This is a genomic window from Sphingobacterium sp. UBA6645 (genome assembly GCF_002455685.1).
Classification (GTDB): Bacteria; Bacteroidota; Bacteroidia; order Sphingobacteriales; family Sphingobacteriaceae; genus Sphingobacterium; species Sphingobacterium hotanense.
Map to the genome: position 1 here is coordinate 48,105 of NZ_DKLH01000016.1, position 23,829 is coordinate 71,933.

At 41.8% G+C, this 23,829-nt stretch carries 21 protein-coding genes; 11 read left to right on the top strand and 10 right to left on the bottom strand.

Going from position 1 to position 23,829, the window contains the following annotated elements:
* Positions 1-281 precede the first annotated feature (281 nt).
* On the top strand, positions 282-677 hold the full coding sequence (locus B2400_RS02875; protein ID WP_293930648.1) for a hypothetical protein: 396 nt from the start codon (positions 282-284) through the stop codon (positions 675-677).
* A 313-nt stretch (positions 678-990) separates the two neighbouring features.
* Here the strand turns inward: B2400_RS02875 and B2400_RS02880 are convergent, their stop codons facing one another.
* From B2400_RS02880 to rbfA, 5 genes are all read right to left on the bottom strand, one after another.
* Positions 991-2,769, bottom strand: a complete 1,779-nt coding sequence (locus B2400_RS02880) for a mechanosensitive ion channel family protein (protein WP_293930649.1) — start codon at positions 2,767-2,769, stop codon at positions 991-993.
* Between the two features lie 91 nt (positions 2,770-2,860).
* A complete protein-coding gene (locus B2400_RS02885; RefSeq protein WP_149527100.1) occupies positions 2,861-3,499 on the bottom strand; it encodes a hypothetical protein in 639 nt (212 codons plus the stop codon).
* Positions 3,496-4,575, bottom strand: a complete 1,080-nt coding sequence (locus B2400_RS02890; protein WP_149527099.1) for an aminotransferase class V-fold PLP-dependent enzyme — start codon at positions 4,573-4,575, stop codon at positions 3,496-3,498. Before B2400_RS02890 ends, B2400_RS02885 begins: the two co-directional genes overlap by 4 nt.
* The gene (gene aat, locus B2400_RS02895) at positions 4,553-5,221 is read right to left on the bottom strand and encodes a leucyl/phenylalanyl-tRNA--protein transferase (protein ID WP_293930652.1); all 669 of its coding nucleotides are present in this window, start codon (positions 5,219-5,221) and stop codon (positions 4,553-4,555) included. The genes B2400_RS02890 and aat overlap by 23 nt, the downstream gene beginning before the upstream one ends.
* A gap of 13 nt (positions 5,222-5,234) precedes the next feature.
* Positions 5,235-5,609, bottom strand: coding sequence for a 30S ribosome-binding factor RbfA (gene rbfA / locus B2400_RS02900; protein ID WP_149527097.1), 375 nt, complete (start codon positions 5,607-5,609; stop codon positions 5,235-5,237).
* 749 nt (positions 5,610-6,358) lie between these two features.
* On the opposite strand from rbfA, the gene argH reads away from it, so the two are divergent.
* Positions 6,359-7,693: an argininosuccinate lyase gene (gene argH, locus B2400_RS02905; protein WP_286651087.1), complete on the top strand. Its 1,335-nt coding sequence runs from the start codon at positions 6,359-6,361 to the stop codon at positions 7,691-7,693.
* Between the two features lie 60 nt (positions 7,694-7,753).
* Entirely contained in the window at positions 7,754-8,014 is a 261-nt protein-coding gene (locus B2400_RS02910; RefSeq protein WP_286651088.1) for a hypothetical protein, read from the top strand.
* Positions 8,015-8,029: 15 nt separating this feature from the next.
* Here B2400_RS02910 and B2400_RS02915 read toward each other — a convergent pair whose 3' ends face one another.
* Positions 8,030-9,094, bottom strand: coding sequence for an aldose epimerase family protein (locus B2400_RS02915; protein ID WP_149527094.1), 1,065 nt, complete (start codon positions 9,092-9,094; stop codon positions 8,030-8,032).
* A gap of 107 nt (positions 9,095-9,201) precedes the next feature.
* Here B2400_RS02915 and B2400_RS02920 point away from each other — a divergent pair, with 107 nt between their 5' ends.
* The 6 genes from B2400_RS02920 (at position 9,202) to B2400_RS02945 (ending at position 15,678) form a co-directional block, all read left to right on the top strand.
* A complete protein-coding gene (locus tag B2400_RS02920; protein WP_293930655.1) occupies positions 9,202-9,675 on the top strand; it encodes a hypothetical protein in 474 nt (157 codons plus the stop codon).
* A gap of 49 nt (positions 9,676-9,724) precedes the next feature.
* A complete protein-coding gene (locus B2400_RS02925; RefSeq protein ID WP_286651090.1) occupies positions 9,725-11,071 on the top strand; it encodes a deoxyguanosinetriphosphate triphosphohydrolase in 1,347 nt (448 codons plus the stop codon).
* 304 nt (positions 11,072-11,375) lie between these two features.
* Complete coding sequence (locus B2400_RS02930; protein WP_286651091.1) at positions 11,376-13,487, top strand: type IA DNA topoisomerase; 2,112 nt, start codon at positions 11,376-11,378, stop codon at positions 13,485-13,487.
* 18 nt (positions 13,488-13,505) lie between these two features.
* On the top strand, positions 13,506-14,156 hold the full coding sequence (locus B2400_RS02935) for an alpha/beta hydrolase (RefSeq protein ID WP_293930657.1): 651 nt from the start codon (positions 13,506-13,508) through the stop codon (positions 14,154-14,156).
* A gap of 82 nt (positions 14,157-14,238) precedes the next feature.
* Entirely contained in the window at positions 14,239-15,219 is a 981-nt protein-coding gene (locus B2400_RS02940; protein WP_293930659.1) for a hypothetical protein, read from the top strand.
* Positions 15,220-15,237: 18 nt separating this feature from the next.
* Positions 15,238-15,678: an energy transducer TonB gene (locus B2400_RS02945; RefSeq protein ID WP_293930661.1), complete on the top strand. Its 441-nt coding sequence runs from the start codon at positions 15,238-15,240 to the stop codon at positions 15,676-15,678.
* 55 nt (positions 15,679-15,733) lie between these two features.
* Here the strand turns inward: B2400_RS02945 and uvrA are convergent, their stop codons facing one another.
* A complete protein-coding gene (gene uvrA, locus B2400_RS02950) occupies positions 15,734-18,577 on the bottom strand; it encodes an excinuclease ABC subunit UvrA (RefSeq protein ID WP_149527087.1) in 2,844 nt (947 codons plus the stop codon).
* Between the two features lie 152 nt (positions 18,578-18,729).
* On the opposite strand from uvrA, the gene B2400_RS02955 reads away from it, so the two are divergent.
* A complete protein-coding gene (locus B2400_RS02955; RefSeq protein ID WP_293930662.1) occupies positions 18,730-19,776 on the top strand; it encodes a DUF2157 domain-containing protein in 1,047 nt (348 codons plus the stop codon).
* Positions 19,777-19,949: 173 nt separating this feature from the next.
* Here the strand turns inward: B2400_RS02955 and lpdA (B2400_RS02960) are convergent, their stop codons facing one another.
* Positions 19,950-21,338: a dihydrolipoyl dehydrogenase gene (lpdA, locus tag B2400_RS02960; protein ID WP_260044099.1), complete on the bottom strand. Its 1,389-nt coding sequence runs from the start codon at positions 21,336-21,338 to the stop codon at positions 19,950-19,952.
* Between the two features lie 190 nt (positions 21,339-21,528).
* Between lpdA (B2400_RS02960) and B2400_RS02965 the strand changes: the two genes are divergently transcribed.
* Positions 21,529-21,825, top strand: a complete 297-nt coding sequence (locus tag B2400_RS02965; protein ID WP_149527084.1) for a DUF3817 domain-containing protein — start codon at positions 21,529-21,531, stop codon at positions 21,823-21,825.
* On the opposite strand, the gene B2400_RS02970 is transcribed toward B2400_RS02965, so the two are convergent.
* Entirely contained in the window at positions 21,822-22,229 is a 408-nt protein-coding gene (locus tag B2400_RS02970; RefSeq protein ID WP_293930664.1) for an acyl-CoA thioesterase, read from the bottom strand. The two genes, B2400_RS02965 and B2400_RS02970, sit on opposite strands and share 4 nt — an antisense overlap.
* 138 nt (positions 22,230-22,367) lie before the next feature.
* A complete protein-coding gene (lpdA, locus tag B2400_RS02975; RefSeq protein ID WP_260044093.1) occupies positions 22,368-23,774 on the bottom strand; it encodes a dihydrolipoyl dehydrogenase in 1,407 nt (468 codons plus the stop codon).
* Positions 23,775-23,829: the final 55 nt, after the last annotated feature.

The following is a 23,829-nucleotide window of genomic DNA, read 5'->3' on the forward strand; positions in this document are numbered from 1 at the left end:
CATGCTAAATGTCAAAAATCTGTCAATACAGTGAATTTAGAACGATTATAAATAGTGTTAAAGAAATGTTAAAACACTGAAATAAAGCCTCTTCTGAAATGTTTTCTAAAAAAATGTGATTACAATCATAAACGCGAATAACAATAAATGACGAACAACACAGTTTTAAACTAAGGATTTTCAGCAATTACGGCATCCAAACGCCCAAAAACCGTACTTATTCGCATAGATTTTTCGTAGTTAATAAGCATTAAATGCTCATATTTGTTTAAAATTAACTTATGAAAGTTTTATTGAAACCATTCGCACTGATAGGATTCGTCGTTGTTTTCCTATCCTCCATATTTTGTCCATTTCTAAACATTCCATTGAAGAAGGATTGGAACCTATATCAAGTCGACACCGCCCTATTTCTAATCACCATGGGTATCCTCGGCTTAAATGTGCTCCTCTTCTTTATGCGAAAATTAAGAGCCTTCCAGATTTCAAGTATCGCATTACTAGCCTGGCTTGCCTTAGCGCTCGCAGCAGTGTACTTTCAAATCAATAATTACTTCGGCATGAAGCTTATCGACGGGTTGATTTCCAAAGCCGTTACCCTAAGCTGGGGATGGATAGTAATCTTCGTAGGTGCTGTATTGATTTCCTTGAGTGTAAGAACGAAGGGGGAAGGCTAGGGGTAGTTTAGATATGAGATATTAGTCTAGATATGAGATATTAGACATCAGATATTAGAGTAAGGCGCCGTATAGGCGCCATTTTTATTGGAGATTGTATCTTTGAATCAGGAAAGAAAGGGAAACAGCCACTTCTTTTCTTTCAACGTGATCCTGCCAATCCTTGCATCCTTCCTTTCCTGGTTCAAGACAAAACCCATATCCCGTTCAAAACGATCCTGATAATCCTTGCATCCTTCCTTTCCTGGTTCAAGACAATCTTCTCCTTCGAAACCAAAGGTTCAAGACAATCTTCTCCTTCTAAACCAGAGGTTCAAGACAATTTATTCATCACATGATAGCTTGGAGATAATAGCTCGATCTGTTCGCGATGGAAGACCTCCTGAATATTTTCTAATAGGTTGCTGTAGATTAAAGCCTGCTTGCTTGGCTGTTTCGTGTAGGCATTGATGGTATAGGAAATATTGAAGTCATTTAAGTTTGTTTGCAAAACGAAGGGTTCGGGATGTGTTTCAATATGGATGGTTTGAGATGCTGCCTCTTTCAATAAGGTGTATACCTTCTGCCAAGGCACATCATCGCCAATGGTAACACTATAATGAACAATCAATCCGGGTTGTTCTTTCTTCGATTGATTTGAATAATTGACGGTCGTGCTGGAGAGTACCATAGAATTAGGGACGGTAATCTCCTCATTCTTGATGGTCTTTATTCGGGTTACGAGCATGGACTTCTCTAAAACATCCCCAACCGCTTCTCCAATCTTTACGCGATCGCCAATCTGAAAGGGACGCATGTAGGTAATGACTAAGCCGGCTACGACATTGGCAATCGCGTTGGATGATCCCAAGGAAACGAGTATACCAATGAATACGGTAACCCCTTGAAATGCCGGTGAGCTTGAACCGGGCAAATAAGGGAAGATCAATACCATCATAAATGCATAAAGGACAAAGCGCAGGATATTGAATGTGGGCAAAGCCCAATCGGCATGAAAACCACTTAAATGTATATTTCCACGCTGCAACTCATGAAAAACATAGCGCGTAAATTTTACCAGATACTTAAAGATCAAGAATATCACCGCTACGCGGAACAAGTTTGAAAGGTAATCGATGATGGCAAGCAGAACCGCTTTAAGTGGGCTCAGAATCCAACCTAATAGCATTCCCGTCCAAGACTCCGTTTCCGGAAATATACTGAACAGTAAAGGCAGGGTTAGGTAGATACTGAGGAACAAGATAAGGACACGTAGTATCGTATTCATCCGCAACATGGCCTGTTCTATATGCTCAGCTTTGATGATTTTTAATTTGCGCATTCGTCGTGCAGAAAGCACCCGATCTTTCCCAACACTTATCTTGCCTGCCAGAAATTTGAAAAAGCGGTTGATCAGGATTACCATACCCGTCATCAGGAGCAGAACAAGTAAGGCGAGACCAATTCGTTTTGCGAGATTGAGCAGGCTATGTGCCTCGCGCTGTTTAACGACGCTTTCTCTGATCTTAGCGATATATGATTCTGCGAGTTCATTACTGCTTTTGTTTACCCAAAGGGCATCCAGCAGTCGAACACTGATAATGATGTTTTCACCATTATACACGATATCATAGCTCTCTTCGTTCTCGACGATGTTTAAGAAGTCCGGGTTGAAATCGGGCGCATCAAATAGCTGATAGATTTTATGCGATATGGCAGCTGCGCGATCCTTGGCATCGAATGAGCCTATTCTCGTATATATTGAAAATAGGGTGTCTTGATACAACTGCACCGGATAGCCGGGCGTTGTACTTCTTAAATTGTTTATTTTGGACAGCAGCGACGCTCGCTTTAAGGAATCTGATTTTCTAGCTCGGCTGCCGGTTGCCGGTTCCGCCTCAGCCTCTGCAGCTCGCGCGCGTATATCTGCTATGGCTTTCAATAGTTCCGCCTGTGCTGTCGAATCGCGCTGCGTTTGTATTTTCGATTCTTTTAACAACAGATCTTCACTGTTCGAGCTTGAAGTAATAGAATCCGCTGTCTGAGCAAATGTAGAAAACGTGAAGAGGACTATTTGTAAAGCACAAATAGAGAGACAGGTTAATATTCGCATTATTTTGGCAATAGTAAATTGCTAAAATAAGGAAAAATATTTCTCTAAACGAGTTTTAAGAAAATAATAAGAAAATTTACTATATCCTTCGTTACTTTGGACGGTGTGAAATAAAATGTGCTTTCAATTTGTCCAAGCCGATATTTTCTTCAATTTTATCCAACTCCCATAACCAAGCTTTATCCGGCAGTACTTCCGACCGTTCTTTAGAGTTAATAAGGTCTAACGCCTTCACCTTAATTGTTTTCTCAATTGGTGGCACTTCGTTGTGCTGACGTCTAGAGGTACGCAAGATCTGAAACTCCAGGTTTGGCCATTTATGAATGTTAGCGAAATTCGCAGTATATATCTGATGGTATTCGCGTGCAGGAATAATATTGTTGTAAATACCGGTGCATTTATTGCCATTGACCTCTTTAACGGCAACCAAAAGCTCATAGCTTGTTTCATTAGCGATGAAAAACTTCACTAAGCCTTCTTTCTGCTCGCCGGTCAGTGCTAAGAAGATACCTTTCTCGATAAACTTCGCGGTAGTATTAACTTGCTGCGGTTCCTCATCTTCTTCCATGCGCATATTGCCATGAACCAAAGTAATCTTATCTTGCATAACGGGTATCTCAAAGCCTGTATCGTCGGTTACCCCGACTAAGCCGTTCGCCATAAAAGCGGTAATATGTCCTTCAATCGGTTCGTCTACAAACCGCACTAAATCGCCTATCTTAAAATTCATCTCAATTTATCTATAGTAGCTATTAATCTGTGTATATCTTCGAGCTCATTGTATAAATGTAGCCCAATTCGAATGCCTGTTCCACGTGGGAAGCATTTTATGCCCTCTGTCATAAGTTTTGGATAGAGCGATTGATCCAGCTGAATATTGATCAAAGCAGATCGAAGCGGTCGACGTGCAATCTCTGGCAATAGCAGGTCGCGCTCAGCAAGTAAGCGATAAGCTTCATCGCAAAGTGTCGCTATGTGTTCGCCAATTGCCTCCAATCCTAATTCTTCAAATAGCAGCAAGGATTCTTTCAGTGTACCCTGGCTCACCGTATCTACATGTCCTGGCTGAAAGAAAGTATCCAGCACACTTTTATTGCTCCAGAAATCGGTCGTCGGTCTGGGTATATCTTTTAACCCTAGCTCCAATGCCGCTTGTAGTTTTTGGTGCAACAAGAGAAAGCCGTTTCCAAAACCCGAACATAGCCACTTATAGCCGCTACAAGACAAGGCATCGATTCCTGAACGATCGAATGCGAAATCCTCGGTACCCAAATATTGCGAACCGTCAGCAATAATCCAGATATCAGGGTGTTCCTCTTTCAAGCGTCTAAAAAATCGCGGGTCTATCTTTAATCCACTGACATATTGTACGATGCTGATCAACAAAACATTTGGCTTATAGTCCGCAATTGCTTCCAGGATATTTTCTTCAACCTGTTCGTCCACCTTAACGGTTTTATAAGCTAAGTTTCTCGAAATGATAGGGTAGAGGATCGATGGATACTCGCCCTCCAATGCCAGATAGCGATAATCCTTAGGCAATAAGTCAATGAGCGTAGAATAACCGAAAGAGAAATTTGGTGTCAAATAGACAGTATGTTCAGCGGCATGAAAAACTCTAGCGATGGTATCCTTTACAGTTTCCAGAAAAGCTGTTTGCTGATTACGTAGATCCGTATCCGCCGCGAAGAATTGCTCTTCCCAGGTTCTTCGCCATTCCAAGCTGCGCTTGGGAATTAAACCATCTCCCGAACTATTGACATAACAAATATCTGCTGAAAGGTTAAAGTACTCGCTGAAAGTCATAAGCTTTGATTTCTTGTTGTTGTATGATTGCTAAAAACCCTTCCTGCGAAATTAAACACGCACCCATGCTTTCCAAATGCACTGAATGGACCTGACAGTCGATCATGGAGATTCCAAAATCTTCCGCTAGGCTTATCAGGGCTACCTTCGATGCATTGGAAACTTTGGAAAACATGCTTTCCCCGCCGAAAACATTTCCAACTTTAATACCGTACAAGCCACCTACTAGCTGACCTTGTTCCCATACCTCAACACTATGTGCATAACCATGCTTGTGGAGCGAGATATAGGCGGCTTTCATCTCCGGTAAGATCCACGTTCCTTGCTGGCCCTCGCGCGCAATCCTCGCACATTGATCGATTACCTGCTCGAAGGCTTGATTGTAGGTGACCTTAAACCGCTTAGATCGCAGCACCTGTCGCATGCTTTTGGAAATCTTCAACTTTCCTTTATGTATTACAAAGCGTTCATGTGGCGAATACCATAGAATGGGCGTGTCTTCGTCATACCAAGGAAAAATTCCGTTTTGGTAGGCTAGCAACAAGCGCTCTGCCGATAAATCGCCTCCGATTGCTAATAATCCGTCTTCATCCGCCAAGCGGGGATGTGGAAAAGCCAATTGTGCTTCATCCAATAAATAGGGCATGCGTTAGGCTAAACTATTCTTCCGGTTGACGAGGCTCTTTGCTGATTTCCTCAAATATTTTATCCATATGTTCCACGTACTCGTTGGTATCGTCTAAGAAGAACTCCAACTGCGGAACAATACGCGCTTGATTTTTGATGCGCGCACCAAGTTTATAACGTATCTCGCTAGTTTTTGAACGAATGCTTTCAATATCAGCTTTCGCAGTATTTGTGTTTAAAAAACTTAGAAATACGCGAGCAATGGAGAGGTCAGGCGTTACACGCACTTTTGTTACGGTAATAAAGGCACCAGGAGCCCACGAATTCCCCTCTCTCTGAAACATCTCCGCTAAATCCTGCTGAATTACGCCGGCAAATCGTTGCTGTCTTTTACTTTCTGTTCCCATAATGACATTGAATGAGAAAACGTTTCATTACGTTTCCAATAACACAAATATAAGGATTTTTAAAAAGATGCTTTGTTATCTCAGTTCAATATTATGAGGAGTTTGATGGAAAAAGAACGTATGGACAAGGCTGGAATAGTCGTGGGGCGGAGCTGGATTAGGTCTTGCTTTTAGTAAAACCTATCGATAACCAAATCATAGCCCTTTCAGAGCGGTTGTGATTGGGGTATACATTGGGTTTGAAAGGGGAGTGTGGAGAAGAAGGTAGCAAGGGGGCATAAAAAAAGACTTGTCGTGGGCATAGTGACAAGTCTTCAAATCAAAATTAGTTTATAATTGGATAGAATAATATTTTTCAAGTTTTAAGACTTTTTGGGTCTATCATGTTTAGTATTTCTAGGTGGTTATTAACGTGAGTTGCTACTCACTAATTGTTTTTTTTCATTCCCCTTTACATCACAAACATAGGGCTTTAATTCAGACCCTACAAGATGTTTTTTAAAAAAAAGTAAGTGGTTACTTAATTTAGTTTAACAATTTTTAACTCTATTTGATTAGTAGATTTTATGAGAATTCCATGCTTAATGTTATTAAGTTTTTGTTGTTTTTAGATTAAAAAACGGCGTTTTTGAATAGCTGAACGGGATATGTTAGCGAACGCAAGTGTAGTTGATTAATTGAAAAACAATGCGAAAAACTACCTGTTTTTGTCTGTTTAATTGGTATTTTTGTTTCACAAAATATTGATCATGAAGATTTGGCAAAAAAATATTGATGTGGATTCTTTTGTAGAATCCTTTACCGTTGGGCGCGATCGTGAGATGGACTTGCAGCTTGCGGGTGCTGATGTTTTGGGTTCATTAGCGCATACACAGATGCTTGCTAGCATTGGTTTGATGAGCGAGGAGGATCTTGTTGCGGTACAGAAGGAGCTGAAAAACATCTACCAGGAGGTATTGGATGCTAAATTTCAGATCGAGGATTCGGTAGAGGATGTTCACTCGCAAGTGGAGATGATGCTGACGCAGCGCATCGGTGAGGCGGGGAAGAAAATTCACTCCGGCAGATCGAGAAATGATCAGGTTTTAGTAGACCTTAAGCTGTATTTCCGTTCAGAAATCGAGAGTATCTTTAAGAATACAGAAGTTTTGTTTGAGCAATTAATAAGCTTGAGCAATCAATATAAGTCGGTTCTAATGCCAGGATATACGCACCTGCAGATTGCCATGCCGTCATCTTTTGGATTATGGTTTGGGGCTTATGCGGAGAGTTTAGTAGACGATTTGCAATTGTTGAAGGCTGCTTGGGCAGTGTGCAATAAAAATCCGCTGGGCTCAGCGGCGGGCTATGGCTCTTCGTTTCCGTTGAACCGTACCATGACGACCCAATTATTAGGATTCGAGGATTTGAACTACAATGTGGTCTATGCACAAATGGGACGTGGCAAGACGGAAAGGATATTAGCGCAGGCGATGAGTTCCATTGCAGCGACATTAGCGAAGTTTGCCATGGATGTCACCTTATTCATCAATCAAAACTTTGGCTTTATTTCCTTCCCGGCACATCTAACTACGGGATCCAGCATTATGCCGCATAAGAAGAACCCGGATGTTTTCGAATTGATTCGTTCTCGCTGCAATAAAATTCAGGCATTGCCAAACGAAATTGCTATGATGACGACGAACCTACCGGTTGGCTATCACCGTGACTTGCAGTTGTTGAAGGAAAATCTTTTCCCGGCATTCCAATCATTAAACGATTGCTTAGCGATTGCAACCTACATGCTACAGAATATTACGATCAAGGATAACATCTTGGATGACCCAAAATACGATTACCTGTTCAGTGTAGAGGTAGTAAACAACGAGGTGCTAAAAGGCGTACCGTTCCGCGAGGCATATAAGAATATTGGCTTAGCCATTGAAGAGGGAAATTTTAATCCTTCAAAAGAGGTGCAACATACACATGAAGGTAGTATCGGCAATCTCTGCAATGATCAGATCGAAAGAATGTTTTCGGAAGTGAAGCAGTCCTTTGGTTTTGAGAAGGTTCATCAGGCTTTAGAGGATTTGCTGAAAGCTTAACAGCTTGATAATCTGATAGTGATAATTTATTCTTATTTTTGATTCTAATTGAAAATCGTAATGGGAATAGTTGAGACATCGAGTAAAAAGTTTAAAAAAAATCAGAAGGAATTTTTTGAGCTAGCGGATCTTGGGCAACAGATAATTATTAAACGAGGGAAAAAGCAAGCTTACCTTTTAACTCCTGTTTCTGAAGAAGAGTTATCTTTCGGCCAAGAAATGAGTGAAAGACTCCGATTGTCTGAACAGCAATTTAAAGATGGTGATTTCGTGAGAATAAAATCTAAAAATGAATTGAAAGCTTTTTTAGAAAGAATATAGATACAAAGGAGGTTTTTAAACCTCCTTTTTTATGCTGAATTTATATTTAATCGTGCTTTGGTATTCTTTTCCTGGCTGTAGGACTACAGAAGGGAAGTTTGCATGGTTTGGGCTATCCGGATAATGTTGCGCTTCGAAACAAAGCCCACCATATCTTAAATATTTATGTCCTGATTTTCCTTCATCGTCAGCTAAGAAATTGCCCGCGTAGAGATGTATCCCCGGCTCCGTTGTAAATACTTCTAATAGTACACCACTTTCTTTGGAATATGCAGACGCAACGGCAATCGTTGGAGGTTGATTGTTGACGAAGGTATGGTCAAAGCCGCCCGCATTCTTCAACTGCGCTTCCTTACTATCGATATAATCAACAATTTTTTTGGGTTGTCTAAAATCCAATGCAGTGCCTTCCACAGGGAATATCTCGCCCGTAGGAACTTGGTTCTCATCAATAGGAACAAACTCTTCCGAATTGATGAATATTTCATGGTTCAGGACATCGCCATTACCTTCACCATTCAGGTTGAAAAAGGCATGATTGGTAAAGTTGATGATTGTAGGGGCATCAGTAGATGCTCTGAAATGGATTACTATCTCATTTTCATTGGTCAACTCATACGAAACGGTAGTCTTGAGCTCTCCTGGAAAACCTTCTTCACCATCTGGAGAGGTGTAATAAAAATCGACCACCTTGTTGAAGCTCACCTGTCGATCCCATACGCGGTTGTGGAAGCCTTCCGGGCCACCGTGCAAGCAATTGTTGCCATTATTCTTTGCCAAGGTATATTCTTGCTCATTCAGTGTGAACTTCCCATTCGCAATTCTGTTACAAAAGCGGCCTATGGTAGCACCGTGATAAGGTTCTTGCGCTTTCAGATAGCCATTGATACTCGAGAAACCTAGTACGACATCAATCAGGTTACCGAACTTGTCGGGCACCAAAGCACTTACCAATCGGGCGCCGTAGTCCGTAAGGGCTACCTGCATGCCTGCCCGGTTGGTAAGCGTTATCAGATGGGTGTTCTTACCTTGTATACGGCTTTCAAAATCTTTTTTCTCGGGGAGTTTATAAACAGTCATTGTAGGATGCATTTCTATCTCTAAAGATAGCAATTAAGCGATGCTTAGCCAAAAGAAAAACTTGAGCATTCGCGCTGTATTTTGTAAATTAATGGAAAATAAGCGTAATGAAACCCATATATACTTATTTCATCACGATAGCCATTCTCTTACTGCTGATTGGCTTTTTTTCCGTCGCGCCGGATTCATCCTTTATTATTGAGCCGCGGGTGGGCTGGGTGCTCGCAGTTCCGTTGAAGGAAACGGTTTTTGCGCTTGCCTTCTTTGCAGTTTTGTTCAGTGTGCTTTATCGCTATACGGAGCATCTGCTCTATTCCCACCGTTGGTCGATTATGCATTTCATCTGTTTTGTTTGCTTGGCACTTAATTTCTATACCTGGAATGCGCTGTCCAATCGTTTTGTCATGCGCTTTGAAGAGCTGAAGGAAAATGCCCAACAGGTGAAGCAGTTAGGTGAGATGTTCATGCGCGTGGAGGGCTTTTATAGTATTTCATTTTTTGTTCTTATCCTAATGCAAGGGCTGTATTTTTTGAATTTATCTGTGGGGATGATTTATCAAAAAAGGGGTGATCTGTCCTAAGCTCCCGTTTTTAAAATGTATATTTGCCTAGCAAAATCTGATATTTTTAATGAATTGGAATCAGTTAATATCGGCAAAGCGCTGGGGATATGAGCATCGGGAGCCAAGCGAACATTTTGACGCCCGTTCGGAATTTCAACGCGATTACGATCGCCTAATCTTTTCCTCACCTTTTCGTCGTTTACAAAATAAAACCCAGGTTTTTCCGCTTCCTGGCGTGGTGTTCGTTCATAACCGATTGACCCATAGTTTGGAGGTTGCTTCGGTTGGGCGCTCGCTTGGTCGTTTGGTTTATAATCTGTTGAAGAAGAAACACCCGAACATTGATCAGGAAGCACCATTCTTACAAGAGGTTGGGAATATTATTTCGGCAGCCTGTCTATCGCACGACTTGGGCAACCCTGCCTTCGGTCACTCCGGCGAGGCGGCGATTTCTACGTTTTTTACCGACGGTAAAGGCGTAAAATATCAGGAAATGGTTTCTAAAGAGCAGTGGGCAGACCTGACACATTTTGAAGGGAATGCCAATGCCCTGCGTATTTTGACACATGCCTTCAACGGGAAAGATCCGAAAGGTTTCGCATTGACATATACTAGCCTTGCTTCCATCGTAAAGTATCCATGTGCAGCTATTGATGGCCATGTCAAAGGTTCGCATCACCGCAAAAAGTATGGTTTCTTCGATTCAGAGAAAGCAGCTTTCGAGCAGATCGCGGCTGAGCTTGGCATTGCCAAGGATCCGCAGAACCCGAAAGGCTATATGCGCCATCCTCTGGTCTATCTGGTAGAAGCGGCAGATGATATCTGTTATAATATCATTGATTTGGAGGATGCACACCATCTGAAGATTTTAGCTTATCAGGAAGTTGAAGAACTCTTGTTGCCATTATGTGCTGGCGAAGATCTGCGTGCGCGTTTGGATAGTCTAGCCGATACGGCCAGCAAGGTATCCCTATTGCGGGCAAAAGCAATCAATACACTCATTAACGGCTGTGCGCAAGTATTTGTCGACCGCGAGGAAGATTTCCTTGCCGGCACCTTCGACAAAGCATTGATGGACGCCCTAAATCCAGATATCGTCGCGCATATGCAGAAGATATCTGATATCTCGGTCAAGCGTATTTACAATGCGCCAACCGTAGTACAAATTGAAATAGCAGGTTTTAAAGTGATGAACGCTCTTTTAGAAGAGTTTGTTCCCGCTTACCTTAAAACAAATAAATCCATGTTCGATAAAAAGTTGGTGGCGATGATGCCAGAGCAGTTCCACTCCGAAAAAGAGGATACCTACTCGAAAATCAGAGCCGTACTCGACTTCGTATCCGGCATGACGGATGTCTACGCCGTAGACTTATATAGGAAGATCAAAGGGATTTCTATAGCCTCATTAGATTAGTATTTAGTAGTTAGTATTTAGTAGTTAGACCTATGGTGGCTACTATTTCGTTAGAATTAAGTGGATATTAATTAGATCTATGGTGGGCTATACTTTTTAAGAATTTATTTGTAAGACCCGAAGTTGATTAGGATTTATCAGACAGTACATAGGGGTAGATTTTATTTCTATTACTGAGGGGTTCATAAATCATAGCCTCTTAAAATTCCTCTTTATTAATTCTATTAGCGAGCTTTGAATTGAAGTTTAGGGTCTTAATACTAAATACTAACTACTAACTACTACCAAAAGTTTCTACAGTAAAATGAAAGTAGTAATAGCAGAGAAACCCTCCGTTGCGCGTGATTTGGCAAGAGTTATGGGCGCCAAGGAGGTTAAAGATGGATATATTGCCGGTAATGGGTATGCTTTTACCTATGCTTTTGGGCATTTGGTGCAGTTGTGTACTCCGCAGGCTTATGGATTTCACAATTGGTCGATGAAGAATCTGCCGATTATTCCGGCGCAGTTTGCATTGGAGGTGAAGAAGGTCCGTAAGGATGGGAAGCAGATGGATGATGCGGGTGCTTTGAAGCAGCTGAACACCATCAAGTGGTTATTAGAGCAGGCGGAAGAGATTATTGTGGCGACGGATGCCGGGCGCGAAGGGGAATTGATCTTTCGCAACATCTACTATTATTTAAAATCGAATATACCGTTCAAGCGTTTGTGGATTTCCTCCCAAACGGATAAGGCTATTAAGGAAGGATTTGCCAACCTGAAGGAGGGCACTGAGTATGACAGCCTTTATATGTCGGCTCGTTCGCGCTCGGAATCGGATTGGTTGATCGGTATCAACGCTACGCAAGCATTGACCTTAGCCGCCGGCAATAAGGGACTGCTCTCTCTCGGTCGGGTGCAGACGCCTACTTTGGCGATGATCTGTTCTCGATATTTGGAGAATAAGGATTTTAAGCCGCAAGCTTTTTATAAAATACAGGCGGGCTTCGAGAAGGAGGGCATACAATTTAAGGCGACTTCTAACAAGATCGACAAGAAGGATGTAGCGGAAGAGACCATTGCGAAGATTCAGGTGGGTAGCAATGCGAAGGTTGTGAATGTGGAAGCGAAGGAGACCAAAGAACAGCCACCCTTACTTTTCGATTTGACTTCCTTGCAACAGGATGCGAATAAGAAGTGGGGCTATTCTGCGGATCAGACCCTAAGCATCGCACAGACCCTATATGAGAAGAAGATGATTACTTATCCGCGTACGGGTTCTCGCTATATCGGTGAGGACGTTTTTGAGAAGATCGACGAGTTATTCCAGCATCTAGCAGATACCGCGCAGGAGAGCATTGCACTAATCTCTAAGAATTTGATCGGAGCTAAGCTGAACAAGCGCTCTGTGGATGATAAGAAGGTAACAGATCACCATGCCCTCTTGGTTACGGATGAGAAACCGGGGCCTATGCCTATGGATCAGCAGAACATCTATAATATGATTGCCAAGCGGATGGTGGAGAGTTTTTCGGAGGTCTGCTTGAAAGATATTACGACGGTGACCATCGATGCTGCCGGCGTAGAATTGATTGCAAAAGGTACTGTTATTCGCCAATATGGATGGCGACTATCGGCTGATCAGATTGATACGCCCGATGAGGATAAAAATACGGATGATCAGGATAATGAGAATGCGCAATTACCGAAGCTGACGGCGGAGGAATTGTTGGAGATATTGACGTTGGAGTTGGGGGAGCGTTTCACGAAAGCAAGGCCAATCCATACGGAGGCGTCTTTGCTGAAAGCCATGGAAACCTCGGGTAAGGAGATTGAAGACGATGAGATGCGTCAGGCGATGAAGGACTGCGGTTTGGGAACTCCGGCTACTCGCGCAGCGACTATAGAGACTTTATTTCAACGGGATTATATCAAGCGGGATAAGAAGAAGCTGATTCCGACGGAAAAAGGATTGGCGGTTTATTTCTTGGTAAAAGATCGTTCGATTGCGAAAGTTACGTTGACTGGAAAGTGGGAGCAGAAGCTGGAAGAGATGCGCGCTAATAAGGTGAGCTATGATGTGTTTATGAAGCACATCAAAGACTATACGGTGAAGATTACTTCGGAGTTGATGCAGTTGCGGGTAGCGATTGCTCATGAAGAATTGAAGCCACAGCAAAAAGGTAAGATTAAGTGTCCGAAGTGTTCGGCGGGTCAGGTGCAATTATATGATAAGGTGGCACAATGTGACCATTACGCCAGAGGCTGTGATTTTAAGATATGGAGAACGCTGCACGGTGTATTCCTGGAAGAGAAGGAGATGAAGAGTCTTTTGGAGAAAGGGAAGACTTCGGAGCTGAAGGGGCTGAGGAATACGGATGGATCCATGGTGAATGCTTCCTTATTGTTGGAAAATTTTAAGGCGGTTATTGGATAGATTCATTAACTTGAGATAATGAAAACCATTTATCTGTTCTCCGGCTTAGGTGCGGACTATCGAGTCTTTTCGAATCTTGATTTGTCTGGATTTCAGCCTGTACATATTGAATGGTTGAAACCTAGAGCTTCTGAAAGCTTGGAAAGCTATCTATTTCGTTTAGCTGAATATCACCAAATTCCAAAACAAGGCGCGCTGGTCTTAGGGGTATCATTTGGAGGTTTATGTATTTCAGAACTCGCTAAGTACTATGATTTCGAAAAAATGATTCTTGTATCTTCCGTGAAAAATAAATTTGAGATTCCCGCTTTCATAAAACTTGCTAGATTGTTTTCACTATATAAGTTAATGCCAAGAAAGCCTTCAGGGATGATGGCTAGGAAAGCGATACATTGGGCGTTTGGGGTGAAGACAAAAGAAGAAGGCGCCTTATTGGATGTTATTATCCAGGATACAGCTCCTGATTTCTTAAAATGGGCAACGAATCAAATTATGCATTGGGAAAGCGTCTATAGTCCTACTAATTGTTTACACATTCATGGGGAAAAGGATCGAATTTTTCCAATTAACAATGTAGTTTGGGATATAAAAATTAAGGATGGGGGGCATTTTATGATATACAATCGAGGGAAAGAGATATCATTTCCAATTCGTAATTTTATCTTTTAATCTCCGAATTTTAAGGTCATTCGACCGTAATATGTTTTTTCCTATACCTTTCCAATAATCATTTCTATTAACTTTGCGGGCTATGGCAACAAAACTCTACAATCCCTTTTTAGATTTTAAGTTTGATAACAAAACCTGTTTCTTGACAGGGGAGACATTGCAGTCTGAGGATGAGCAGATTCAGGTGTTTCCGATGTGGATGATGCGTGCTTTTGATCTGGAGGAGAAGCCTTTCAAGATGCTAGACGAGAGCTTTAGTACCTACAAAAAGTTGCAGCTTCCCTGTTCGACAAGGGCTGCCGCGGCTGTCGCAGCGGTGGATGGTTTAGTCGAGCATGCTGTAGAGAAGGGCTATGAAGCTGTTCGTGAATTGGAACAGGAAGTTTTGTTCCAATGGATTGGAAAGATACTCTATGGGGTAGTTTTTAACGAGATACAGGCGGGTATCCGTCATGCGGTAATGACCGGTGAGGAGCTGAACTTCTCGCAAGCCTTGGTTCAGAAATTCAGGAACCTGCATGCCATGTTGCAATCTATGGTAATCCCGATGGAGTTTGAACATAAAAATCCATTTACCATTGAGGTTTTTCATGTTGATAATGCGGAGGACACTTTCCTATATCGTGATGAAATCAATACCTTGATTTTCTCCTTGCGGATGAAAGACTTCGGTTTGATTGCTACGCTACAAGATAACGGAACAAACGCTATCTATCATGAGGAAGCCTTGGCTTTAACAAAAGGCGAAAAGTTACATCCCGTTCAATTTGAAGAGATTGGTGCTAAGTATTTTTATACGGCCTATTTATTTAATCGATTGCCGGAATACACCTATATGGAGGTTGGCGACAAGGTATTTGTAGAACCGATGCCGCTAAATGATTGGACGATGAAGCCGATATTTGATAATTGGCAAGCGAAGACCTATGGTCAGGTTTTGGAGAATTTCTGGAATCCATGGGGTTATACCTTGTTTGAGATTATTAAGGATCCTGAAAACCCGATGAGCTTTATTAAGGATGAAGAAGGTAACTTTAAAACTGTTGAAGGTCTTCCTCGTTAATTTTTTGTAAATTTAAAGATGATGCGTGTTATCTTAGCTTTCATTGGCTTATTACTTGCATCCTCAGCAATCGCTCAGGAGCGTGTTGACAGTGTGAAGCTAGATACTGCGATTGTACGCAATGTGGACAAGGTTCCGGAGTTTGTTGGTGGCGTATCGGCATGGTCGAGTTTCATAAGTCGAAGCTTTGATGCTTATGATGTAATATCGCGTTTAGATAGTACAGATTACGTCGATTTTGGAATTCGACAGACTGCGATCATGGAATTTACCGTTTGCGAGGATGGATCTATTTGTGATATCCGCGTAGCAAATAAAGACAAAATTAGTCCTGCTTTCGCGAAGGAAGTGTTAAGAGTCATGAAGCGCTCGCCGAAGTGGCATCCGGGATTGAAAAATGATAAAGCCGTAAGGACAAGAATTCGACAGAATATCGTTGGAGATTTTGAATTAAAATAAGAAATACCCTTAGCGATTTGCTAAGGGTATTTTTTTATACTTATGGTTGAGGATGCTATCCTTTCATTTCCAGCTTAAGGAATCTTCCGGTTTCGGAGTTCTTTTGTTTGATCAAGCCTTCCGGCGTTCCCTGGAATAGTACAGTTCCACCATTCTTTCCGCCCTCCGGTCCCATATCGATTACCCAGTCTGCCGCTTTGATGACGTCTAAGTTGTGCTCAATGATGAGGATGGAGTTTCCGCGGTCGACCAAACGATTGATAACACCCAATAGGACATTGACATCTTCGAAATGCAAACCTGTAGTAGGTTCGTCCAGGATGTAGAACGTCTTTCCGGTATCCTTCTTAGACAGTTCGGTCGCAAGCTTTACACGTTGTGCTTCACCACCCGATAGGGTTGTAGACGACTGTCCTAAGGTAATATATCCTAATCCGACATCTTGCAAGGTTTTGATCTTACGGTAGATGGAAGGGATGTTCTCAAAGAAGGTCACGGCATCGTCTATACTCATGTCTAATACATCAGCGATCGATTTTCCGCGATAGCGAACTTCCAGGGTTTCCCGGTTATAGCGTTTGCCATGGCAGGTTTCACAAGGAACTTGAACGTCCGGAAGGAAGTTCATTTCAATGATCTTCATGCCGGCTCCCTGACAGGTTTCGCAACGTCCGCCTTTCACGTTAAAAGAGAAGCGGCCCGGCTTATAACCTCTAATCTTCGATTCAGGAAGCTGTACATATAATGACCTGATATCTGAAAATACACCGGTATAAGTTGATGGGTTCGATCGTGGCGTACGTCCAATTGGCGACTGGTCGATTTCGATCACCTTATCGATATGCTCTAATCCTTCAATTTTCTTGTACGGAAGGGGCTTTGCCTTTGCCCTAAAGAAATGATGGTTTAAGATAGGGTATAGGGTATTGGTAATTACCGATGACTTGCCAGAGCCTGATACACCCGTTACAAGAACTAATTTCCCAAGTGGGATATCAATATCAACATTCTTTAAGTTATGGCCTGTAGCGCCCTTTAAAGATAGGCTATGTCCATTCCCTTCGCGACGTTTCTCAGGTACTGTGACTTCTTTTTTGCCATTTAGATAGGCTGCGGTCAAGGAGTCTGCTTTCAAGATATCTTCGGCAGTACCTTCTGCTACGACTCTCCCACCGTAAAGCCCTGCTGCTGGCCCCATATCGATTACATAATCCGCATTGAGGATCATGTCTTTGTCGTGCTCCACAACCAATACGGAGTTTCCGATATCGCGTAAGTTCTTTAAAGCATTGATGAGTCTTTCGTTGTCCCTTTGGTGTAGACCGATACTTGGCTCATCCAGAATATACAATACATTGACCAATTGCGAGCCAATCTGTGTTGCCAATCGAATACGCTGGGCCTCTCCACCGGATAGACTTTTGGAGCTACGATTAAGTGTTAGGTAGTTCAAACCGACATCTAATAAGAAGCCTAATCGGGTTCTGATTTCCTTGATGATTTCTGTTGCAATGACGACCTGACGCTCATTCAGTCTTTCTTCTAAGCCATCAAACCAGTCATTTAAAGCAACAATATCTAATGCTGAAAGCTCAGCGATGTTCTTGTTGTCAATCTTAAAATGTAATGACTCCACTTTCAGACGATCGCCATGGCAGGAAGGACAAACCACCTGCGTACGGAAGTCTTCCAAGGCGGGACTTTCATCGGAGTATTTTCCGCTCATCTCTTCAAGCATTTTGAAGATACCAGCGAATTGAATCTTATATTCACGGGCTCCGTACGAGCCATAGGATACGGTTAGTGAGATAGGTTCTTCCTCTCCAAACAGCAACATATCGATGATCTCATCAGACAGCTTTTCTACTGGCGTTGTCAGCGAGAAGTCGTATTTCTTTGCTACGGCCTTTAGTACGGCGAAGTTCCAGGACTCACGAAGGGGGCCTAAAGGTACAATAGCACCTTTTTGTATGCTGAGTGACTTATCCGGGATGACGATATTCTTATCGATTTCGAAGATATAGCCTAGGCCATCACACTTTGGACAAGCTCCATATGGAGAGTTAAAGGAGAAGGTGTTGGGCTGCGGTTCGTCATAAGAGATTCCGGACTCAGCATCCATTAAATATCGGCTGAAGAACTGTTCTTTGTTCTCTTTGTTGGCAATCTTGATAATACCTTTTGCAGTCTTCAAGGCTTGACCAATCGAGGTGTAAAGACGCTTTCTGGAATCTTTTTCAACCAAGATGCGATCCACGACGATCTCAATATCATGTATCTTATATCGATCGACCTGCATCTTAGCAACTAAATCTAAGATTTCTCCATCTACGCGAACTTTGGTGTAGCCTTGTTTTCTGATCTGCTCAAAGAGTTCGCGATAATGTCCTTTACGACCTTTTACGACAGGCGCAAGAATGTAGATCCCCTCGCCATCAAATTCTTTTAAGATACGGTCTGTGATTTCATCATCAGACATTCGTTCCATCTTCTTGCCCGATACGTAGGAGAAAGCCTCACTAACGCGTGCATAGAATAAGCGCAGAAAGTCGTAGATCTCGGTAATAGTTCCAACGGTTGATCTCGGGTTCTTAGAGGTCGTCTTTTGTTCAATGGAGATCACAGGGCTCAATCCGGATATCTTATCAACATCTGGACGCTCCATGCCGCCCAAGAACTGTCGGCTATATGCAGAGAAAGTCTCCATATAACGGCGCTGTCCCTCCGCATAGATGGTGTCGAAGGCTAGCGATGATTTACCACTGCCACTTAATCCTGTAATTACAACAAGTTGATTTCTCGGAAAGGATACATCTATGTTTTTCAGGTTGTGCTCGCGTGCTCCAAATACTTCAACTTCGCTCTGATCTCCTAGGTCTACTACTTTATGCTGGGCCATTAATATCTCCGTGTTTTGCAAGATGCAAAGTTACAGATTTTTATAGGAACATTATTAGGAGCGTTCCTTAAATATGAGTTATAAGCGGTTCCTAAAAAAGTATTACCTTTATTTAACAATACGAAAGTACACTATCAGAAAAATAGAGCCACTTGAAGAAATTAGATGTAAGTAAAAACGAACGCGAGATTATTGAAGACGCTTTGTCACATTGGCAATCGCAATCGCTGTTGGATGATGATAAAGTTAAGCAGCTAAAAGATAATCTGGATGATAAGGGATTTGAATGGGGGGTATTGGCGCGTTATGCGTTTTGGGTGGCATTAGCGTCACTGATATTTTCGGTCGTGTCGCTCTTTTCGGACGATTATCTCAATACACTCATTGAGAAATTCTATGATACTCCCAATGTAGTATTTTGTTTAGTATTTGCTGGATTGGCCGTGCTGTTCTATATGCTGGGCTTCCGAAATAAACAAAAGAATCCGGAAAAGACTTTTTCCAATGAAACACTAATGTTGGCAGGTTCTTTTTCCACAGCAGCCTGTATTGGTTTCTTGGGACAGATCTTAGATCGAACAGATCATTATTTCACCATTTTATTCTTGCTCTCCATTATTATTTATGGCTTTCTTTCTGTCAAACTAGGCTCGAAGCTTATTTGGGTGTTCACCTTAGTAGCTTTGGGAATTTGGTTCGCGACGGAAACCGCCTTGCATAGCAATTGGGGTTTCAAATTCTGGGGAATGAACTATCCTTTACGCTTCACGATCTTCGGGGCGCTACTAACGGCCTTCGCAGTCTTTGCGCAAGATAAAATAAAGCCACTAGCCATGTTCCGATCTACTTCCTATGTGATTGGACTTTTATACACGATGATTGCGCTCTGGCTGCTTTCCATCTTCGGAAATTATAGTGACCTCGAAAAATGGTCTTCCGTTCGTCAATATGAAATTTTCTATTGGGGATTGTTGGGGATTGGTGTATCTCTAGGGCTTGCTCTATATGGGATGAAAGCTAAAGATAATGTGTCCAGAGATATTGGCTTTGTCTTTTTTATCCTGAACCTCTACACGCGCTTCGTTGAGTATCTATGGGATAACATCAACCGCACGGTATTCTTCTTAATTCTAGCTGTTTCCTTTTGGTTTGTCGGAAGATGGGCCGAGAAAATTTGGAAGAAGAAAGATAGTCGATAGGCTATAATCGTAAGACATTCTCCATAGATTAGGGATAAGAATCTTTCATGTTTCCTTTGAAACAGCAACAGGGATGAGAGTTCTTGATGGCCATTGAAAACAGACACTTTCAGAAAAAATAAGACGCCATATAGGCGTCTTATATCTAAAATCTTATATCTATTGTCTAACGACTATAGGTGGATTACTTCGCCGTAAGCATCAGCTACCGCTTCCATAATCGCTTCACTCATTGTTGGGTGAGGGTGAACAGCTTTTAATACTTCGTGTCCTGTAGTCTCTAATTTACGAGCAACCACAACTTCAGCAATCATTTCTGTCACATTCGCACCGATCAAGTGTGCTCCTAAGAACTCGCCATATTTCGCGTCGAAGATAACTTTCACAAATCCATCTTTTGCGCCCGCAGCAGATGCTTTACCTGATGCAGAGAATGGGAATTTTCCAACTTTAACTTCGTATCCAGCGTCTTTAGCTGCTTTCTCCGTGAAACCAACCGAAGCAATTTCTGGCGAACAGTATGTACATCCAGGGATGTTGTTATAATCAATCGGATCTACATGTAATCCTTTGATCTTCTCAACACATGTAATACCTTCTGCGGAAGCAACGTGTGCTAAAGCTTGTCCTTTAACGATATCACCAATAGCATAAACGCCATCAATGTTTGTCTTATAATAATCATCAACTAGAACACGACCTTTATCGGTTTTTACACCAACTTCTTCAAGTCCTAAGTTTTCGATGTTAGGCGTAATACCAACAGCAGATAAAACAACCTCAGCTTCGATTACCTCTTCGCCTTTAGCGGTTTTAATATGCACTTTAGAAAGGTCACCTTTCGTATCTACCGAAGTTACTTCTGATTTAGTTAAGATATTGATACCTGCTTTTTTCAAAGATTTCTCTAATTGTTTTGAGATTTCTTCATCCTCCACAGGAACGATACGATCCATGAACTCCACAATCGTAACTTGGGTTCCGATTGCATTATAGAAATAAGCAAACTCAACACCAATAGCACCAGAACCAACAACTACGATTGATTTAGGTTGCTTAGGAAGATTCATTGCTTGACGGTATCCAATAATTTTAGTTCCGTCTTGAGGTAGGTTAGGTAATTCTCTTGAACGAGCACCTGTAGCTAAGATGGTGTGTTTTGCTGTATACTCTTTGGTTGTCCCGTCAGCAGCTTTAACATCAATTTTACCACCTTTTTTAATTTTTGCAGTACCCATAATCACATCGATTTTGTTCTTCTTCATCAAGAACTGGATACCTTTGCTCATACCGTCTGCGACGCCACGACTTCTTTTAACGATTGCACCAAAATCAGCTTCTCCGCCATTTACTTTGATACCGTATTCTTCTGCATGATTTAAATATTCGAATACTTGCGCACTTTTGAGAAGTGCCTTTGTAGGAATACAACCCCAGTTAAGGCAAATTCCTCCTAATGCTTCACGTTCGATAATGGCCGTTTTGAACCCCAATTGAGAGGCTCTGATGGCAGCTACATATCCACCAGGTCCACTACCAATAACAATAATGTCGTAATTCATAAATATTAAGTGTCGTTATGTTATGCTTATACAATTATCCAAAAATACATATTTTTTATTTAGTCTCTCCATTTCTTTACCCTAAATGGTTGGAAAAAGGCATAGAAGTGTCATAAACTAGAAAGATAGGACAAGCAGCTTCGAAAACTCCGCCAAATCAATTAATTTGCGCCAAATTAAGATTCACACTATGTTACGTATTTTTCAACAAGTAGCCCTTTGGGAAGCAATTTCTACTATTTTACTCTTCTTCGTTGCCATGCCGTTAAAGTATTTCGCAGGGATTCCTGAGGCCGTACGAGTGGCAGGTTCAATTCACGGATTCTTAGTAGTGATTTTTGTTGTTCTCCTCGTAGCTTGTTGGCAGACTTATAACTGGTCGTTTGGACGCGTTGTAAAATACTTCTTCTTAAGCTTAATCCCTGTTGTTTCTTTCTGGGTAGAGAAAGATCTTAAGCGTGAAATTCAAGCGCAAAAGGCAGCTTAATCACGTCGATTCACGTCTCTATCAACCCCCATATAGGCATAGGTAATCTCCGTTCTACCATGTGGAACAGGATTCCCCTTTGGGTCTAAATTTACGAATACTAGCTTATCAATCGATAGGATAGTCTTTCTACTGATCTTATTTCGGACCTCGCAACGCATAGTCAGAGAGGTGTTCCCGAAGTTAATTGCTTCGATTCCCAGTTCGATGATATCGCCTTGTTTTGCGGAGGATACGAAGTTGATTTCGGAGATAAACTTGGTCACCACATGTGGATTGCCCAGCTGCACAATAGCGTAGATAACGGCTTCTTCGTCTATCCAACGAAGCAAAGTTCCTCCGAATAGGGAGCCGTTAGGGTTTAGGTCTTCAGGTTTAACCCATTTTCTAGTATAAAAGTTCATGGAGCAAATTTAAAACAAAACTTTCATGTCTCCATTGAGATACCAATAGAAATGGAAGTTCTAGATATTTATTGGAAATAGAGCATTCACAAAAAAAGGCAAGCCGCAGCTTGCCTTTTCTAAATATTATAATCCTGCTTAAGCGTGGATCGCTCTATTTGCAGTTGCTGCTAATGCAGCTTCTTTTAATGCTTCCGTAAATGTTGGGTGAGCATGGCAGATTCTACCGATATCTTCTGCAGATGCACGGTATTCCATTGCTACTACAGCTTCAGCGATCATATCTGCGGCACGTGGACCAATCATGTGAACACCTAAGATTTCATCAGTATCTGCGTCTGCTAATACCTTGATAAATCCATCCGTGTCACCAGATGCTTTCGCACGGCCTGATGCTTTGAATGAGAAACTTCCTGATTTGTATTTCTTACCAGCTTCTTTCAATTGCTCTTCAGTTTGACCAACAGATGCAACTTCTGGCCATGTGTAAACTACACCAGGAATTAAGTTATAATCAATATGAGGTTTTTGACCTACAATGCGTTCTGCAACATAGATACCTTCGTCTTCTGCTTTGTGAGCTAACATAGCACCACGAACAACATCACCAATTGCATAAACTCCTTCTACTGAAGTTTCCATATGCTCATTAACTGTGATTTTGTTTCCGCGTTCTTCCGTCTTGATACCGATATTTTCTAAGCCCAAGCCTTCAGTGTAAGCCGTTCTACCGACAGCTACAATACAGTAATCGCCTTCTAAAACAACTTCTTGTCCTTTTGAGTCCTCTGCAGTAACCGTTACTTTTTTGCCTTTAGCAACAGCACCAGTAACTTTGTGGCTCATGAAAAACTCCATACCTAAGTTTTTCTTCAATACACGTTGTAATTCTTTACCTAATCCACCATCCATAGTTGCGATGATTGACTTCGCGTATTCCACAACGGAAACCTTAGCTCCCAAACGTGCATATACAGAACCTAACTCTAGACCGATAACACCACCACCAATTACGATCAGGTGCTTAGGTACTTCTGTTAAGTTTAAAGCTTCTGTTGAAGTGATGATACGACTTTTGTCAACTGGCAAGAAAGGTAATGCTGTTGGTTTCGAACCTGTAGCAATAATGATGTTCTTACCTTTGATTTCTTCCGTAGAACCATCGTTCTTAGTGATCTTGATAGTATTCTTATCCACAAATGAACCAACGCCTTCGAAGCTATCGATTTTGTTTTTCTTGAATAAGAAAGTAATACCAGCCGTATTTTGAGCAATGACGTCGTTTTTACGAGCGATCATTTTCTTCATATCAATTTTTAAGCTGCTCAAAGAGATACCATGTTGATCAAAATTATGAGCGGCATTATGATAGTGCTCCGAAGAGTCCAATAAGGCTTTTGAAGGAATACAACCTACATTTAAACAGGTACCACCAAATGTGCTATATTTTTCGATAACAGCAGTTTTCAAACCAAGTTGAGCACAACGGATAGCGGCAACATATCCACCTGGACCACTACCGATTACAATTACGTCGTATTGCATAGAGTTTTTATTTGTTTAACGGCCTCAAATTTACTATTTATCTATGGAACTAACG